A 15507-nucleotide genomic window follows, 5' to 3' on the forward strand; every position below is an offset into this window, starting at 1 on the left:
GAACGGGGGAGCATCGACGCCCGAGCGAGAACGGAACCCCGGGCGGCGCTACTCGTCGACGCCCTCCGTCTCGTCGCGTAGCTCGGTCCGGCGAATCTTGCCCGTGACGGTCTTGGGGAGTTCGTCGACGAACTCGATTTCGCGGGGGTATTCGTGTGCCGCCAGTTCCGACTTGACGTGCGCCTGGACGTCCTCTTTCAGGTCCTCCGACGGGTCGTAGCCGTCGGAGAGCACGATGTAGGCTTTCACGATGTTGCCGCGCTCGGGGTGCGGTTTCGGCACGACGGCCGCCTCCGTGACGGCCTCGTGCTCGCCGAGCGAGCTCTCGACCTCGAAGGGGCCGATGCGGTAGCCGGAGCTCAGGATGACGTCGTCGGCGCGGCCTTCGAACCAGAAGTAGCCGTCCTCGTCGACGTAGCCGAGGTCCCCGGAGAGATACCAGTCGTCGACGAAGCAGTTCGCGGTCTTCTCCGGTTGCTCCCAGTACTCCGCGAAGAAGCAGGGGTAGTCGCCGCGCTGGGCTATCTCGCCCGTCTCGCCCGGGTCGAGCGGCTCGCCGGTGTCGGGGTCGACGACGGCGGCCTCGATGCCCGGCAGGGGTTTCCCCATGCTCCCGGGGCGGACCTCCATCGTGGGGTAGTTGTTGATGATCATGTTGCCCGTCTCGGTCTGGCCGTACGTGTCGTGGATGGTGACCCCGAGCGTTCGTTCGCCCCACTCGACGACGCCGGCGCTCAGCGGTTCGCCGATGGAGAGCGCGTGCCGGAGGTCGAGCGAGACGTCGTCGAGGAGGTCGTCGTTCTCGCGGAGCATCCGGTAGGCGGTCGGGACGCTGAAGAGGACGCTGATGGGGTACGTGTCGAGGAGGTCGGCCCAGGTCTCCGGGTCGAACTCGCCCTCGTAGACGAAGAGGCTGGTTCCCCAGAACCACGCGCCGAGGGTGTTGATGGCCCCCGTGAGCCAGCCGAGGTCGCCCGTGCTCCAGTAGAGGTCGCCTTCCTGGAGGTCGACGGCGTATCGCTGGGTGGCCGCGACGCCGCCGACCCACCGGTGTTCGTGGAGGACGCCCTTCGCCGGGCCGGTCGTGCCGCTCGTGTAGTAGAGGAGTGCGTCGTCGTCGCCGCTCGTGTCGGCGACGTCGAACTCGCGGCCGGCGTCGGCCATCGCGGCGTGGTAACTGACGTCGCCGCGACGGATGCCGGTCCCGTCGTCGCTGACGACGATCACGTGTTCGACGGAGGGGACGTCGTCGAGGGCGCTGGCGACGGTATCGCGGTTGGCGGCGGTCGTAACGACGACCTTGGCGTCGCAGTCGGCGAGGCGGTCGGCGATGCCGTTCGGTCCGTACCGTTCGTTGATGCTCCCCCAGACCGCGCCGGTCTTGAGCGTGCCGACGAGGGCGACGTAGTGTTCGGGGATGCGAGGCATGTAGGAGAACACCCTGTCGCCGTCCGCGACCAGGTCCGAGAGGACGTTCGCGAACCGGTTCGAACGCTCCGACAGTTCCCAGAAGCTCACCGTCTCGCGGTCGCCGTCCTCGCCGACCCAGTAGAGTGCGACTTTCTCGCGATTGTCGGCGTGGCGGTCGACGGTCTCGTGGGCGACGTTCAACCGTTCGGGTGCGTCCCAGTCCGCTTCGGCGAACACGTCGTTCCAGTCGAACGTCTCGCGCAGGGAGTCGTAATCTTCGAGATTGTGCTGCGACATCGTGTGACACATGACCGAATCGTAAATTAACGGTTTCCGTAATATATCTTACATCGGGGACGGCGTCCATCGTTCGCGTCGACGAGGGGCGGCCGTCACTCCTCGCCGGGCGTCCACCGCAGTTCGGGGTCTTCGAACCGCTCTCGCAGCGTCTTCTTGTCGAACTTGCCCGTCGCCGTCTTCGGTACCTCGTCGACGAACGCGACGTCGTCGGGAAGCCACCAGTCGGGGAACTCCTCGGTGAGGAACCGCCGCAGCCCCTCGCCGTCGACGTCCGCGCCCTCGCGGGTGACCACGCAGGCCAGCGGTCGCTCCTGCCAGCGCTCGTGTGGCACCGCGACGACCGCGGCCTCGACCACGTCCTCGTGGGCGATGAGTTCGTTCTCGAGGTCGATGCTCGATATCCACTCGCCGCCGCTCTTGATGACGTCCTTGGCGCGGTCGACCACCTCGACGTAGCCGTCCTCGTCGACGGTCACGATGTCACCCGTCTTCAGCCACCGTGCGGAAGAGCGACCCGCTTCCGACCCCCCGCTCTCGTCGCTCGCGGGGACGTCCTCGAACTCCTCTTCGTTCGCTTCGGGGCGGTTGTAGTACTCCTGGGCGACCGTGGGGCCGCGGACGTACAGTTCGCCGAACGAGTCGCCGTCCCACGGAACCTCCTCGCCGTCGTCGTCGACCACCTTCATCTCCAGGCCGGGCGACAGCAGGCCCTGCTTGGAGCGCTTGTCGAGCTTGTCGTCGCGGTCCCAGTCGGCCATCCAGGATTTGGGGCGGGAGACGCTACCGATGCTCATCGTCTCGGTCATGCCCCAGGCGTGGTCGATGGAGACGTCGTACTCCTCCTCGTACCGGCGCATCACGCCCTTCGGCGCGGCGCTGCCGCCGACGACGATGCGTTCCAGGCTGGAGACGTCCGCGTCGTGGTCGTCGAGGTAGTCGAGGACGTCTATCCAGACCGTCGGCACGCCCGCGGTGAGCGTGACCCCCTCGTCCTCGACGAGCGAGACCAGCGTCTCCGCGTCCGGCGACGGGCCGGGATACACCTGCTTCGCGCCGGCCATCGTCACCGCGTAGGGGAACTCCCACGAGTTGACGTGGAACATCGGCACGACCGGCATGACCACGTCGCCCTCCTCGATGCCGATGGCGGCGGGCGTCATCACCATCAGCGCGTGGGAGTAGATCATCTTGTGCGTGTACTCGACGCCCTTCGGCGGCCCCGTCGTCCCGGAGGAGTAACACATCCCCGCCCGCTGGTCCTCGTCGACGTCGGGCCACTCGTACTCGGCGTCGTGACCGGCGACGAGGTCCTCGTAGGCGCGAACGGGAACGTCGGTGTCGGGCACGTCGTCGCTCATCACCACCACCTCCCGGACGCTCTCGAACCGGTCCCAGAGGCGTTCGACCGTCTCGAAGGGGTCGCCGGGGTCGACCAGCAGCACGTCGTCGGCCGCGTCGTTCACGATGTGTTCGACGTGGTCGTCCCCGAGCAGGACGTTGACGGTGTGGAGTTGCGCCCCCATGAGGGGGGCCGCGTAGTACGCCTCCAGGTGGCGGTGGTGGTTCCAGCCGAACGTGCCGACGCGGTCGCCCTCCGTCACCCCGATGGCGTCGAGGCCGGCGGCGAGCGACCGCACCCGGTCGCCGAAGTCGGCGTACGTGTATCGGTGGCGGCCCGCCCGCGTCTCGGAGACGACCGCCTTCTCGGGGAACAGTTCCGTCGCCCGCCAGAAGAACGGACGGAGCGTGAGGTCGCCGGCGTGGGCCGTGGGTTCGTTCATGGTTCACCTCGCAGTTCGCTACTCGAAACGGAGAGGTAGTCCTCCAGCAGGCGGTCTCGCGACCGAATCTCGTCGACCGACCCCTCGAACACTATCTCGCCCTTGTCGATGATGTACCCGCGGTCGGCGATGTCGAACGCGAACTTCACGTTCTGCTCGGTCAGCAGTATCGTCACGTCGTCCGAGACCACGTCGCCGAACGCCTCGCGCAGGTCCTCGACGATGACGGGTGCGAGCCCCTCCGTGGGTTCGTCCAGCAACAGCACGTCGGGGTTCTGGACCAGCACCCGCGCGACGGACAGCATCTGCTGTTCCCCGCCGCTCAGGTTCCGTCCCGCGTTCGACCGTAACTCGTCGAGCGTCGGGAACAGGTCGTACATCTCCTCGACGTTCCCGGCGCGGTCGCCCGCCAGCCGTCTGGCGAGGTTCAGGTTCTCGTGGACCGTCAGCGTCGGGAACACCCGGCGGTCCTCCGGGACGAGTTTGATGCCCATCTCGGAGATGTCGTGGACCGACCGCCCGACGATGTTCGTCCCGCGGTAGACCACCGACCCGCGCTGCGGGGGGACGACGCCCACGATGCTCCGCATCGTCGTCGTCTTCCCCGCGCCGTTCCGACCGAGCAGCGTGACGACCTCGCCGCCGAAGAGGTCCAGCGACACGCCGTGCAGAACGTGGCTGTGTCCGTAGTACGCGTGAACGTCGTCGAGCGAGAGCACCGGTTCGGGGTTCGCGGTCACGCTTTCTCACCCAGGTAGGCGCTGGTCACCTGCTCGTCCTCCATTATCTCCCTGGGAGTCCCGTCGGCGATGAGTTCGCCGCGATGGAGCACCAGAATCCGGTCCGAGATGGACAGCACCATCTCGATGTCGTGTTCGGTCAGCACGAACGTGGTCTCGGTCTCGGCGTTCAGTCGCTCTATCAGGTCGACCATGTGCTCGCTCTCGGAGGGGTTCATGCCGGCCGTCGGCTCGTCGAGCAGGATGACCGACGGGTCGGTCGCCAGCGCGAGCCCGATTTCGACCTTTCGTTTGTCGCCGTGCGAGAGGTTCGAGCACTTCATCTCGGCTATCCCGGTCAGGTCGACCAGTTCGAGGACCTCCCGCGTCCGTTCGCGAAGCGCCTCGTCGTCGGCGACTCTGGTCCGGAAGTCCAGACTCCGCCCCTCGGCACTGATGCGAGCGGTTCGAACGTTGTCCAGTACGGTGAGGCCCTCGAAGCTGTTGTTTATCTGGTACGCCCGCGACAGCCCCGACCGCGATATCTCGTGGGGTGGCAGCCCGGTGATTCGTTCGAGGCCCTCGCCGGCGCGCGGCCGGAGAAACACCTCGCCGTCGGTCGGCGCGAGCCGCCCCGACAGCAGGTGGTAGAAGGTGGTCTTCCCCGCGCCGTTGGGCCCGATGATGCTGGTCACGTCCTCGGAGTCGACCGCCACGCTCACGTCGTCGACCGCCCGGAGCGCTCCGAACTCCTTCGTGAGATTGCGGGTTTCGAGGACGGTAGTCACTGCGACCCCTCCTTCGACCCGCCGCCGGTCGAACGCTGCCGTGTCCCCCTGCGAAGCGAGTCGGCGGCGTTCCCGACCGACGTCCGGACGAACGCGGCCGCGCCCGACGCGCCGTCGTCCCGGTAGGACGCCGACAGACCGGCGAGCCAGTCGCCGAGCGCCGCGACGCCGCCGTAGACGCCCTGCTTGAAGAACAGCACGACCACAAGCACCAGCGTCCCGAACACCAGTTGCCAGTGTGCCTCCAGCAGCGGCGACTGGGTGACCGCCCACCGGAGATACCGGAACGCGACCGTCCCGAGCGCCGGCCCGGCGAACGCGAACGGACCGCCGAACACCGTGATGATGACCGGTTCCGCGCTCGTGGTCCAGTTGACCAGTTCGGGCGCGACGACGCTGTGCAGCGGAACGATGAGCACGCCCGCGATGGCGCTGAAGACCGCCGAGAGCACGAACGCTATCCAGCGATGCCGTTTGACGTCCACGCCGAGCGCGGCCGTCCGTTCGGGGTTCTCCCGGATGGCCTTGCACACCATCCCGAACGGCGAGTTGACGACGCGCCAGAGCGCGTACATCGAGAGCGCGAAGACGACGAGCACGAGGAAGTAGTAGGTCGTCCGGTCGTAGAGGACGAGCGGCATCCCGAACAGGCTGGCGCGGCCGAGGATGACGGTGATGCCGTCGCTGCCGTTGGTTATCTGGCCGACGTTCTTGAGCGCGAGGGTGTACAGCGCCATGCTGAACGACAGCGTGATCATGGCGAAGTATATCTCCTCGAGCCGGACGCTGAGGTAGCCGACCGGAATCGCGAGGAGCACGGCGAACGCGATTCCGACGACGGCGGCGACTGCGAGGCCGACGAGCGGGGCCGCGCCGCCGAAGGTCCCCGGCATCCCGAGTGCGGGACCCGCGTCCCGGAGAACGATTGCCAGCCCGTACCCCGCACCGCCGAAGAACATCGCGTGGCCGAACGACAGCAGGCCGGTGTAGCCGTACAGCAGGTTGAACCCCGTCGCGAACAGGGCGAGCACCAGCACCTCGGTCAGGACGTACACCTGATACTGCGGCAGGACGAACGGTGCGACCACGAGCGCGGCGCCGACGAGCGCGGTGGCGAGCGCGTGACCGGTGGTCCACTCGAAGGCGGTCTCGCGTACCGCCTCGGTGCTCACTCCACATCACCCCCGAAGAGACCCTGCGGCTTGAATATCAGCACCAGTATCATGGCGACGAACGGCAGGAACAGTCCGGCACCGGAGACGACCAGCACGCCCGTGCTCCGGAGCAGGCCGAGAATCATCGCGCCGACGAACGCGCCGACGAACGACCCGAGGCCGCCGATGACCACGACGACGAACGCGTCGATGATGACCTGGTCGCCCATGCCGGGCGTGACCGCCTGCAGCGGAGCCGCGAGGGCACCGCCCATCCCCGCGAGGGCGCTCCCGACGAAGAACACCGCGGTGTAGAGCCGCGGCACGTCGACGCCCAGCATCGCGGCCATGTCGCGGTCGTTCGACGTCGCCCGGACCAGTTGTCCGACGTAGGTCCGCTGGAGGACGTACCAGAACGCGGCCATCGCCACGAACCCGGCGACGATGATGAACAACCGGTAGGCCGGGTACGGACTGCCCCCGACCGAGACGTTGAACCGGAGGAGCTCCGGCTGGGCCATCGTGTACGAGCCCGCGCCCCAGATGGTCCTCGTGAGGTCGCTGATGATGAGCACCAGCGCGAACGTCAGGATGAGCTGGTCCAGCTGGCCGCGGTCGTACACCCGGCGGATGATTCCCATCTCGATGACGGCTCCCAGGACGCCGACCGCGAGCGTGGCCACGAGCACCGCGACCCAGAAGTTGTCCAGGACGCTCGTCGCGGCGCTGATGGTGACGTACGCGCCGACCATGTACAGCGCGCCGTGGGCGAAGTTGAGCACGTCGAGCACGCCGAAGATGAGGCTCAGGCCGAGTGCGAGCAGAAACAGCCGACTCCCCAGACTCAGCCCCGTCAGTATCCCCCGGACGGGGAGGGCGCTCGGGACTTCCCACACGCGCTTACACCCCCGCGGGCAGGTCGCTTCCGTCGAGCAGCGACCGGAGCCTGTCGGCCGGAGCGTCGATGCGCCGGACCGGTTCGAGCAGGCTTATCCCGAGGTCCTGGGAGTACTGGGTCTTCCCCCAGACGGCCGGGAGTATGGCCTGGTGGCTCTGCTCGTCGATGGTGAACTGGCCCACCGGACCGGTGTGCTGCATCCCCTGCCACTGGGAGACGACGGCGTCGGGTTCGGCGCTCCCCGCCTGCTCGATGGCCTTCTTGTAGAGGTACATACCGGTGTAGGCGTTCTGGGCGTTGTACGACGGGAACTGGTCGTACCTGTTCCGGAACTTCCGGCGGAACTGGTCGTTCGCGTCCGACTGGGGCGCGCGGAACCAGTAGCGAGTCCCGGCCCAGAGACCGTCGGGCATGTCGGAGCCCAGCGGCTGGAGCACGTCGGTCGCCGCCCCGACGGTCATCAGCAGGTTGTCCACGGTGTCGAAAAACGCCGTGTTCTGGGCCTGCTTGAGGAACGTGACGAGGTCGCCGCCCCAGAGGCTCGTGACGACCGCGTCGGGGTCGGCGTTGACGACCTTGTTTATCTGCGGCGTGAAGTCGCTGGCCCCGAGTTGCGGGAAGGCCGTCGCGCCCTCCATGTAGTTCAGGCCGAGGTCCATCCCCTGGGTGTACGCCTTGAAGTAGTCCCACGTCTGGTGGCCGAACGCGTAGTCCGGGCCGATGGTCGTCCACGACTGGGCGTCCAGGTCCTGGGCGACGTTGGCAGCGCCGTAGAGGTTCTGCGAGAGGTTCACGCCGTCGCGGTAGACGTACCTGTTCCCCTGGGCGTTCGGCCCGCTCTGGGTCGTGACGAACGGCGTCGCGGCGTGCGTGATCATCAGCGGCCGCCGGAGTTGCCGGACAACCGGTGCGACCTTGAGCGCGACCCCGCTGCTGTCCAGTCCGATGAGTCCGTCGACGTTGTCCTGCTGGACCAGGCTCCGGGCGTGCTGGATCGCCGTGCTCGCGGACGCCTCGCTGTCCCGGAACAGCACCTGACCGATCTCCCGGCCGTCGATGCCGCCCTGGGAGTTTATCTCCTCGACGGCCATCTCGATGCCGAGTTCGGCGGACTCGCCGTACACCGACGCGAACCCGGACAGGATGTAGATAGCCCCGAACCGGAGCGGCCCCTGCTGTTTGGCGGTCGAGAGCCCGACCGCGGGGCCCGCCAGCGAGGTGGCCGCTGCCCCCGCTCCCGCGGCCTTCAGGAAGTCGCGTCGACCGACCGCAGGCGTTCGGAAGTCACCGTCGTTTCTCTGATATCTGTCGTTTCTCGAATCTCCATCGCCGGAGAAGTCGTTTCCCATCGTTTACCCCCTCCCGCCGAACCGGTACGCTTTCGAGAGATATAAAGAGTGTTGACTGTTGTCGCGGTAACGACTAGCAAACAAACGTGGGGGCCCGAACGACCACTGCCCTATCGCGCGGTCCACCCGCCGTCGACCGTCAGGCACTCGCCGGTGACGAACGAGGCGGCGTCGCTGGCGAGGAAGACCGCGGGGCCGGCGATCTCCTCCGGGTCGGCGAACCGAGGCTGCGGCGTCCGGTCGAGAACGGACCGGCGGAGGTCCTCGTCGGCTTCCAGTTCCTCGGTGAGTTCGGTGCTCACGTACCCCGGCGCGATGGCGTTGACCCGGACGTCGGGCGCCCAGTCGAGCGCCATGCTCTTCGTGAGGCCGACGAGGCCGTGCTTGGAGGCGACGTAGGGATGCTGGCGGGGGAGGCCCACGATACCGCCCACGCTGGCGATATTGATGACCGTCCCGCCGTCCTCGACGAGCGTCCGGGCCGCGGTGCGGGCACACAGGAACGCACCGCCGAGGTTCGCGTCGACCGTGGCGTCGAACGCCTCGGGGTCGACCGCTTCCGGCGGTCCGAGCGCTCCGTCGGGGTTGATACCCGCGTTGTTCACGACGACGTCCGCGCCGCCGAGTTCGTCGTCGACGCGGTCGAACAGCGCCTCGACCGACGCTTCGTCGGTCACGTCGGTCGGGCAGGCGAGCGACGACGCGCCGCGGTCCCGGACGGCTTCGACGGCGTCGTCGACCGCCGCCTCGGTCCTGGCCGTCGGGACGACGTCCGCGCCCGCCGCCGCGAACGCCTCGGAGATGGCACGACCGATGCCGCGCGTACCGCCGGTGACCACCGCGACGCTCCCCGAGAGGTCGAAGTCGTCGAGGACGGTCACGCTATCACCGCGCGACGACCGAGATCGTCGGCGAACTTCTCGTACGTCATGCGTTACCGTTCTGGCGTGAGAGACTTAAGAACTACCGTGGAAGGGACGGACCCGCATCTTGCCCGCACCCTCGGCAGGCGGCGGAGCGCGGGCGGCCGCGACGGAGCGGGGCCGTAGCCATCACGGTAGCGTCGAACCACCACGACGTCGAGCGACGGCGGCGGCGTCGAAAATCGAAGGCGTGACGTCAGTCGGTCGTCGTTCGCACGCCGACGTCGACGGTCGTCTCGGCGGAGACAGCTCCGTCGACGCTCGCGGTGACCGTTCCGTCCTCGCCGGCGGCGTACTCCGCGTCGAACGAACCGGTCCACTCGATACGGCCGCCCGCGGCGACGGAGTCCTCGACGACGGTCGACTCGTCGTCGTCGGCGATGCGGGCCGTGGGCCAGTAGACCGCGGCGAGGAACCGACCCTCGGTCTCGGAGACGTTCTCGGCGACGAGAGACAGGTCGACGCCCGCGTCGTGGACCGTCGCTTCGAACGACCGGGGCTCGAAGACGGGGGCTTGCCGGCCGAGCGTCGCGGTCTGGTCGCTGGCCAGCGGCCACGTGACGGTCTCGCCGTCGTACCGACAGCGGACCGCCGCGTCGGTGGCGTCGAGCGGCGACGGCGGTTCGAAGGCGACCCAGCCCGTCGTCCGCCCGTCCGCGTACGGAGCGTCGTATCGAATCGAGGCCTGTTCGGCGAGCGACGTGGTGTAGGCACCCCTCGTCCGGTCCTCTATCTCGACGGCGGGATACGTCTCGCCGTCGACGACGAGTTCGAAGGCGTCGTAAGGAGGGTCACCGGTGGCGTCGACGGTCGACCCGGTCTGGCTCTGGACCGCCGCGACGACGAACTGCCGGTCGTCGCGAGCGAGCACGCCGCCAGAACCCATTATCGACTCGTAGGCGACCGCCTTCCGAACCGTCGCGTCCACGACGGCGACGCGAACGTCCCCGAGAACCCGGACGGAAGCGGCAGTGGGCGAACTCGACGTGGTCGCGGTCGTCGTGCGCGCGGTCGTCGTCGACGGTTCGGTCGACGGTTCGTCGGTCGTTCCGGCCGGCGTGTCGCCGAGACAGCCCGCGACGCCGACGAGGGCGGCGCCGGCGACACCGAGAAACGACCGTCGATTACGGGGGGGCATAGCCCGGCAGTACCGTCCACCCCGGTAAATGTCTTCTGTGGACGACGGTGTGGTAGAGTGGACTCGACGGTCACGTCGCGTCGCGCATGCGGTCCGCGAAGTCCCAGCTGTACACCCGGTCCGGCTCGATGCGGAGCGCCACCTCCTCCCTGTCGGACGAGAGGAGTCGGCGAGCGAGCCCCGAGTCGGTCCCGCCGAGGTACCGGTCGAGGAGCGCTCGAAGCGTCTCCTCGCCGGCGTCAGGTTCGATGGTCACCGTCCCGTTCCCGCGGACGCCGCTGTACGGCGGGTCGTTCGTGGACACCTCGAACGCCACGTGGGGGTCGTCGTCGAGATACCGGACGACCTCCGCGCCCTTCGACGTCGCACAGAGCAGGTCGCCGTCGCGGTACCGGAACCAGAGCGACACCATCCAGAGCCGTCCGGACGGCGTGGTACAGGCCAGGCGAAGCGGTACGGTCGTTCGTTCGAGGAACGCCTCGACCTCCTCCGCCGACCAGACTCCCGTGAACGTGGCCATGAGTGATACCCTCTGGCGTGCTACGGTCCGCACTCCGATAGTCGCTTCCCCCGACCGGTCGGCATCGGGCGGACGGCCCGGAGACCCGACCCACGCCGGGAGCTAGAGGCGAAGTCGGTCGCGGAGGCGGTCGACGAGTCCGCCCTCCGCCTCGAACACGCGGCGCATCTCGTCGTCGTCGAGCGCGAAGTCGAAGATAGCGAGGTTCTCCCGGAGGTGGTCGCCGTCGGCTGCCTTTGGAATCGCGACGACGTTCGGCTGTTGAACCAGCCAGCGCAACGCGACCTGCGCGCCGGTCTTGCCGTACCGGTCGCCGAGTTCAGCGAGGAGGTCGTCGTCCGCGACGCGGCCACGCGCCAGGGGCGAGTACGCGGTCAGAATCACGTCCTCGTCGATGCAGAACTCCAGCAGGTCGTTCTGGTGGTAGAACGGATGATACTTCACCTGGTTCGTGACGACGGGCGTCTCCGAGGCCGCCATCGCCGTCCGGACCTGGTCGACCGAGAAGTTGCTGACGCCGATATGGCGCACGACGCCGCGGTCCTGGAGGTCGTTCATCGCTTCGACGGTTTCCGCGATGGGGACCCGCTCGCTCGGCGCGTGAATCAACAGGAGGTCGACGTACTCGGTGTCGAGGCGGTCGAGGCTCGCGTCGACCGACGACAGGACGTCGTCGTACGCCACGTTCCCCCGGTCGACCTTCGTGGTCACGAAGACGTCGTCCCGGTCGACGCTCGCGGCGGCGATGCCCGCCCCGACGGCGTCCTCGTTGTCGTACATCTGCGCGGTGTCGACGTGTCGGTACCCCATCTCCAGCGCCCGCTCGACGACGTCGCGGCACTTCGGTCCCGTCATCCTCGCGGTTCCCAGGCCGATTTTGGGAACGGTAACGTCGTGGACGGTGACTGACTCCATGCGGTAGCGGACGCCACGCAGGCGCTTGAATCCTCGCGGAGGTGCTCGAGCGCGGGTCCGGACCGCCGGTGCCGAGCTGCCCGCGAGTACCGGCCGACGCGACGGTCTACGAGTGGAGACGTCGGCGGACGGTCGGGTCGGGAGCTCCGGGAGACGGCGTCAGTCCTCGGACTGCCACCGGAGGGTGACCTCCCAGTTGCGGCCGTCGTCCCCGTTCTCGACTCGCTCGACGAGCTGGACCGGACCGGAGGGTCTCGCGTCGCCGGCCATTCCGTCGGTCGACGGTTCCATCCCGTCGTAGTGGCCGAACTCCTCCCGCAGTCGACCGAGGTAGTCGGCCGCCTGGTTCCGGTCCAGTCGCTCCTCGCGGTCGGGAGCGCTCGCCGGTTCGGTCTCGCTCGCGCCGTCCTCTTCCGCGTGGCCGCCCGTGACGGCGTTGATGACGGCACCGAGCAGGAGGACGACGCCGCTGAAGTACAGCCAGGTGAGGAGGAGGATGATGCCAGTGACGACGCTGGTTTCGCCGCCGCCGGTCGAGACGGAGACGTAGACCTGGAAGAGTCCCTGGAGGACCGCCCAGCCGAGCGCGGCGAAGACGACGCCGGGCAGCACCTCTCGCGCCGAGACGTCGACGTCCGGGAACAGGTAGTACATCGGGAAGAACGCGGCGACGAGGCCCGCGGCGAGCACGAGCGGTAACAGCAACCCGATGAACGGAATCACGTCCTGGAGGACGCCGAACACGCTCGTCGCGACGATAGTCGCGGCGATAGCGACCACGAGCGACACCAGAACGACGAGGCCGTCTTTGATCTGGTCGACGATAGTGTTCTCCGCGTTCGCCTCGTAGATCTCCGAGAAGGCGGTGTCAAGTCCCCGGAAGAGCTTCAGCGCCCCCCAGACGAGCACGACGACGCCGACGAGCGACGACCCGGCAGCGCCGCTCGCCCGACTCTGGAATATCTGTTCGAGGTAGTTCCCGACCACGGGAGAGACGTTCCGCGTTATCAGGCCGAGCACCTCGTTCTGCCAGTTCGCCCCGAAGAGCGCGAGTGCGAGAACGAGGAACAGGAGCAGCGGTACCAGCGACACGAACGCGTTGTACGCGATGCTCCCCGCGAGGAAGGTCACGTTCTTCTCGCTGAACTCGGCCTTGATCGCCTTCGCTGTCGAAGCGAACCCGGAAGTACTCACCATCGTCCGTCGTTACAGCCTCGCCGTGCAAAAGCCGAGTGGCCTCTGTCACGACGCCGTCCGGTGGTCGGACCGCGAAACGGCCCGCCGTTCACGTCGACGTCGCGAACGCGAGCGGGAGGTCCGGACGGACGAGGAGGACCGCCAGCCCGGCCACCAGCGCCACGACGCCCGAGGCGACCGACAGCTCCCGTCCCCAGGCCGGGAGCCGTTCGACGGTGACGACGGTGGTCAGCGCGACCATCCAGAAGAAGTTCATCTCGCCGAAGAACGGCATCAGCAGGAAGAACGGACCGAAGCAGATGGTCGCGCAACGCAGCCCATGGACGACGCCCGCCTCGGACGCCCCGACGGCGTCGTCCTCGTGTGGCGCGACCGACGCACAGCACGTTCGCAGGTGCGACTGCTTGAACGCCGACAGCTGATACAGCCCGGTGAGCACCAGCGCGCTGCCGACGACGAGCGTCGCGTGGGTCCGGGTGAACCCGTAGATGCCACCGGGGAGGACGGCATGGTACGCGAGCGGGACGACCGCGGAGGCCGCCCAGACGAGGAGGTAGCTCGCGAGGAACGCCGCCACCGCGACGGTCGCGTCGACCGCCGAACCCTCGTGGGCGGCGACGTACTCGCGCGTGAAGCGGGTCATCGCCGGGAGCATCATCGCCCACATCATCACGCCCCACATCGCCACGTAGCCCAGGACCGCGCCGAGCGTGCCGAGGTGGAAGACGCCGAGTTCCATCGCACCGGGAGCCGCCATCGGGACGCCCCGTTCCATCAGCCACGACGCGCCGGGCATCGGGACCGCTCCCCGGTACAGCACGGTCCAGAGGACGGCGTCGAGAGCGAGCATCGCAGCGACGACGACGGTCGTCCGGTCGAGGTCGACGTCGAAGAGGTCGAGTCGGGGAACCGCCCCCGAGTCCGCGCTCATCGGACGCCACCCCGTCGAGACGGCATCGCGACGAAAGCGCCGGGCCGTCCCGTTCCGGTGCGGGCGAACGCGGCGTCGCGACCGGCGCGGAATCGGTTCGAGAGGGAGAGAGCGTCGGTCGCGGACGGTGGGGAACTGTTCGACGGTTCCGTCGCACGACGCGGCCGTCGTGCGCTCGTTCCGAACATGGTTCAATCGACGAGTTCGAAGGATTTAGGCATCGGACACCGGCAACGAATCCGGACTGTCCTCCCGGGTGGACGGTACCGGTCGCGGAACGCCGGTCGCCGGCCGTCGTCGCTCGAACGAGGCCGACGCTCGAATTTAAGTGAGTGGCCACGACGACTGAGAGGGATGACCGACTACGACGCTATCGTCGTCGGCGTCGGCGGGATGGGAAGCGCGGCCGCCTACCACCTCGCACGCCGGGGACAGCGGGTGCTCGGCCTCGAACGGTACGACGTCCCCCACGGGATGGGGTCGTCGCACGGCCTGACCCGCATCATCCGGAAGGCGTACTACGAGCATCCCGACTACGTTCCGCTCCTCGAACGTGCCTACGAACTGTGGCGCGAACTGGACGAGGACCACCCGTCGGAGCTCCTGCACACGACCGGGTGCGTCGTCGCCGGTCCCCGAGGGAGCGAGAAGGTCGAGAACGCCCGCGAGTCCTGCGAGGAACACGGCATCGAGTACGAGACGCTGTCGGCGGGCGAACTCGGCGAGCGCTATCCGGGCTACGACCTCCCCGACGGGTTCGAGGCGGTCGTCGAACCCGCTGGCGGATTCCTCCACGTCGAGCAGTGCGTCGTCGCCCACGTCGAGGCGGCCCACCGGCACGGCGCGACGATTCGCGCCCGCGAACGGGTGCGCGACTGGCGACCGACGGCCGACGGCGGCGTGCGCGTCGAGACGGACCGGGGGAGCTACGGTGCCGACTCGCTGGTCGTGACGGCGGGCGCGTGGACGGGCAAGCTCCTCCCGGGCCTCGACGACGTCCTGACGCCCGAACGGCAGGTGCTCGGCTGGTTCCAGCCCGAAACCCCCGACCGGTTCGCACCCGACGAGTTTCCGGTGTTCATCCTGTCGTGCGATGAGGGTGACTTCTACGGGTTCCCGCGGTACGCCGTCCCCGGCTTCAAGGTCGGCCGCTACAACCACTTCCGCGAGACGGTCGACCCGGACGAGATAGCGCGGGAGCCCACGGCGGGTGACGAACGCGTCCTCCGCGAGTTCACGGAGCGCTACTTCCCCGATGCTGCGGGGCCGACGATGCGCCTGGAGACGTGCATGTTCACGAACACGCCCGACGAGCACTTCGTCGTGGACCGCCACCCCGACCACCCGCAGGTCGTCGTCGGCGCGGGGTTCTCGGGGCACGGCTTCAAGATGTCGAGCGCGGTCGGCGAGGTGCTCGCCGACCTCTCGGTCGACGGAACGAGCGAGCACGCCATCGACCTGTTCCGCGCCGACCGGTTCTGAGG

General features: G+C 68.2%; 14 protein-coding genes. 1 reads left to right on the forward strand and 13 read right to left on the reverse strand.

Annotated features, from left to right (window positions below; all coding sequences use genetic code 11):
- Positions 1 to 48: 48 nt before the first annotated feature.
- The 13 genes from ACTF4R_RS13585 to ACTF4R_RS13645 form a co-directional block, all read right to left on the reverse strand.
- Positions 49 to 1707, reverse strand: a complete 1659-nt coding sequence (locus ACTF4R_RS13585; RefSeq protein WP_440008422.1) for an acetate--CoA ligase — start codon at positions 1705 to 1707, stop codon at positions 49 to 51.
- 95 nt (positions 1708 to 1802) lie between these two features.
- Positions 1803 to 3491, reverse strand: coding sequence for a long-chain fatty acid--CoA ligase (locus ACTF4R_RS13590; protein WP_440008423.1), 1689 nt, complete (start codon positions 3489 to 3491; stop codon positions 1803 to 1805).
- The gene (locus ACTF4R_RS13595) at positions 3488 to 4231 is read right to left on the reverse strand and encodes an ABC transporter ATP-binding protein (RefSeq protein WP_440008424.1); all 744 of its coding nucleotides are present in this window, start codon (positions 4229 to 4231) and stop codon (positions 3488 to 3490) included. The genes ACTF4R_RS13590 and ACTF4R_RS13595 overlap by 4 nt, the downstream gene beginning before the upstream one ends.
- Positions 4228 to 4998 (reverse strand): ABC transporter ATP-binding protein, encoded by a 771-nt coding sequence (locus tag ACTF4R_RS13600; protein ID WP_440008425.1) that lies wholly within the window; start codon positions 4996 to 4998, stop codon positions 4228 to 4230. The genes ACTF4R_RS13595 and ACTF4R_RS13600 overlap by 4 nt, the downstream gene beginning before the upstream one ends.
- Positions 4995 to 6170 (reverse strand): branched-chain amino acid ABC transporter permease, encoded by a 1176-nt coding sequence (locus ACTF4R_RS13605; protein WP_440008426.1) that lies wholly within the window; start codon positions 6168 to 6170, stop codon positions 4995 to 4997. Before ACTF4R_RS13605 ends, ACTF4R_RS13600 begins: the two co-directional genes overlap by 4 nt.
- Positions 6167 to 7048 (reverse strand): branched-chain amino acid ABC transporter permease, encoded by an 882-nt coding sequence (locus ACTF4R_RS13610; protein ID WP_440008427.1) that lies wholly within the window; start codon positions 7046 to 7048, stop codon positions 6167 to 6169. The genes ACTF4R_RS13605 and ACTF4R_RS13610 overlap by 4 nt, the downstream gene beginning before the upstream one ends.
- A 4-nt stretch (positions 7049 to 7052) precedes the next feature.
- The gene (locus tag ACTF4R_RS13615; protein ID WP_440008428.1) at positions 7053 to 8399 is read right to left on the reverse strand and encodes an ABC transporter substrate-binding protein; all 1347 of its coding nucleotides are present in this window, start codon (positions 8397 to 8399) and stop codon (positions 7053 to 7055) included.
- A 110-nt stretch (positions 8400 to 8509) separates the two neighbouring features.
- Positions 8510 to 9280 (reverse strand): SDR family NAD(P)-dependent oxidoreductase, encoded by a 771-nt coding sequence (locus ACTF4R_RS13620; protein ID WP_440008429.1) that lies wholly within the window; start codon positions 9278 to 9280, stop codon positions 8510 to 8512.
- A 238-nt stretch (positions 9281 to 9518) separates the two neighbouring features.
- A complete protein-coding gene (locus ACTF4R_RS13625; RefSeq protein WP_440008430.1) occupies positions 9519 to 10460 on the reverse strand; it encodes a hypothetical protein in 942 nt (313 codons plus the stop codon).
- A 70-nt stretch (positions 10461 to 10530) separates the two neighbouring features.
- Positions 10531 to 10980: a pyridoxamine 5'-phosphate oxidase family protein gene (locus tag ACTF4R_RS13630; RefSeq protein ID WP_440008431.1), complete on the reverse strand. Its 450-nt coding sequence runs from the start codon at positions 10978 to 10980 to the stop codon at positions 10531 to 10533.
- 102 nt (positions 10981 to 11082) lie between these two features.
- On the reverse strand, positions 11083 to 11895 hold the full coding sequence (locus ACTF4R_RS13635; RefSeq protein ID WP_440008432.1) for an aldo/keto reductase: 813 nt from the start codon (positions 11893 to 11895) through the stop codon (positions 11083 to 11085).
- A gap of 159 nt (positions 11896 to 12054) precedes the next feature.
- The gene (locus tag ACTF4R_RS13640; protein ID WP_440008433.1) at positions 12055 to 13092 is read right to left on the reverse strand and encodes a YihY/virulence factor BrkB family protein; all 1038 of its coding nucleotides are present in this window, start codon (positions 13090 to 13092) and stop codon (positions 12055 to 12057) included.
- An 88-nt stretch (positions 13093 to 13180) separates the two neighbouring features.
- Positions 13181 to 14023 (reverse strand): copper chaperone, encoded by an 843-nt coding sequence (locus ACTF4R_RS13645; RefSeq protein ID WP_440008434.1) that lies wholly within the window; start codon positions 14021 to 14023, stop codon positions 13181 to 13183.
- Positions 14024 to 14377: 354 nt separating this feature from the next.
- Here ACTF4R_RS13645 and solA point away from each other — a divergent pair, with 354 nt between their 5' ends.
- The gene (solA, locus tag ACTF4R_RS13650; RefSeq protein WP_440008435.1) at positions 14378 to 15505 is read left to right on the forward strand and encodes an N-methyl-L-tryptophan oxidase; all 1128 of its coding nucleotides are present in this window, start codon (positions 14378 to 14380) and stop codon (positions 15503 to 15505) included.
- Positions 15506 to 15507: the final 2 nt, after the last annotated feature.

The sequence above is a fragment of the Halomicrococcus pelagicus genome (assembly GCF_051917725.1).
In the GTDB taxonomy this organism is placed as follows: domain Archaea; phylum Halobacteriota; class Halobacteria; order Halobacteriales; family Haladaptataceae; genus Halomicrococcus.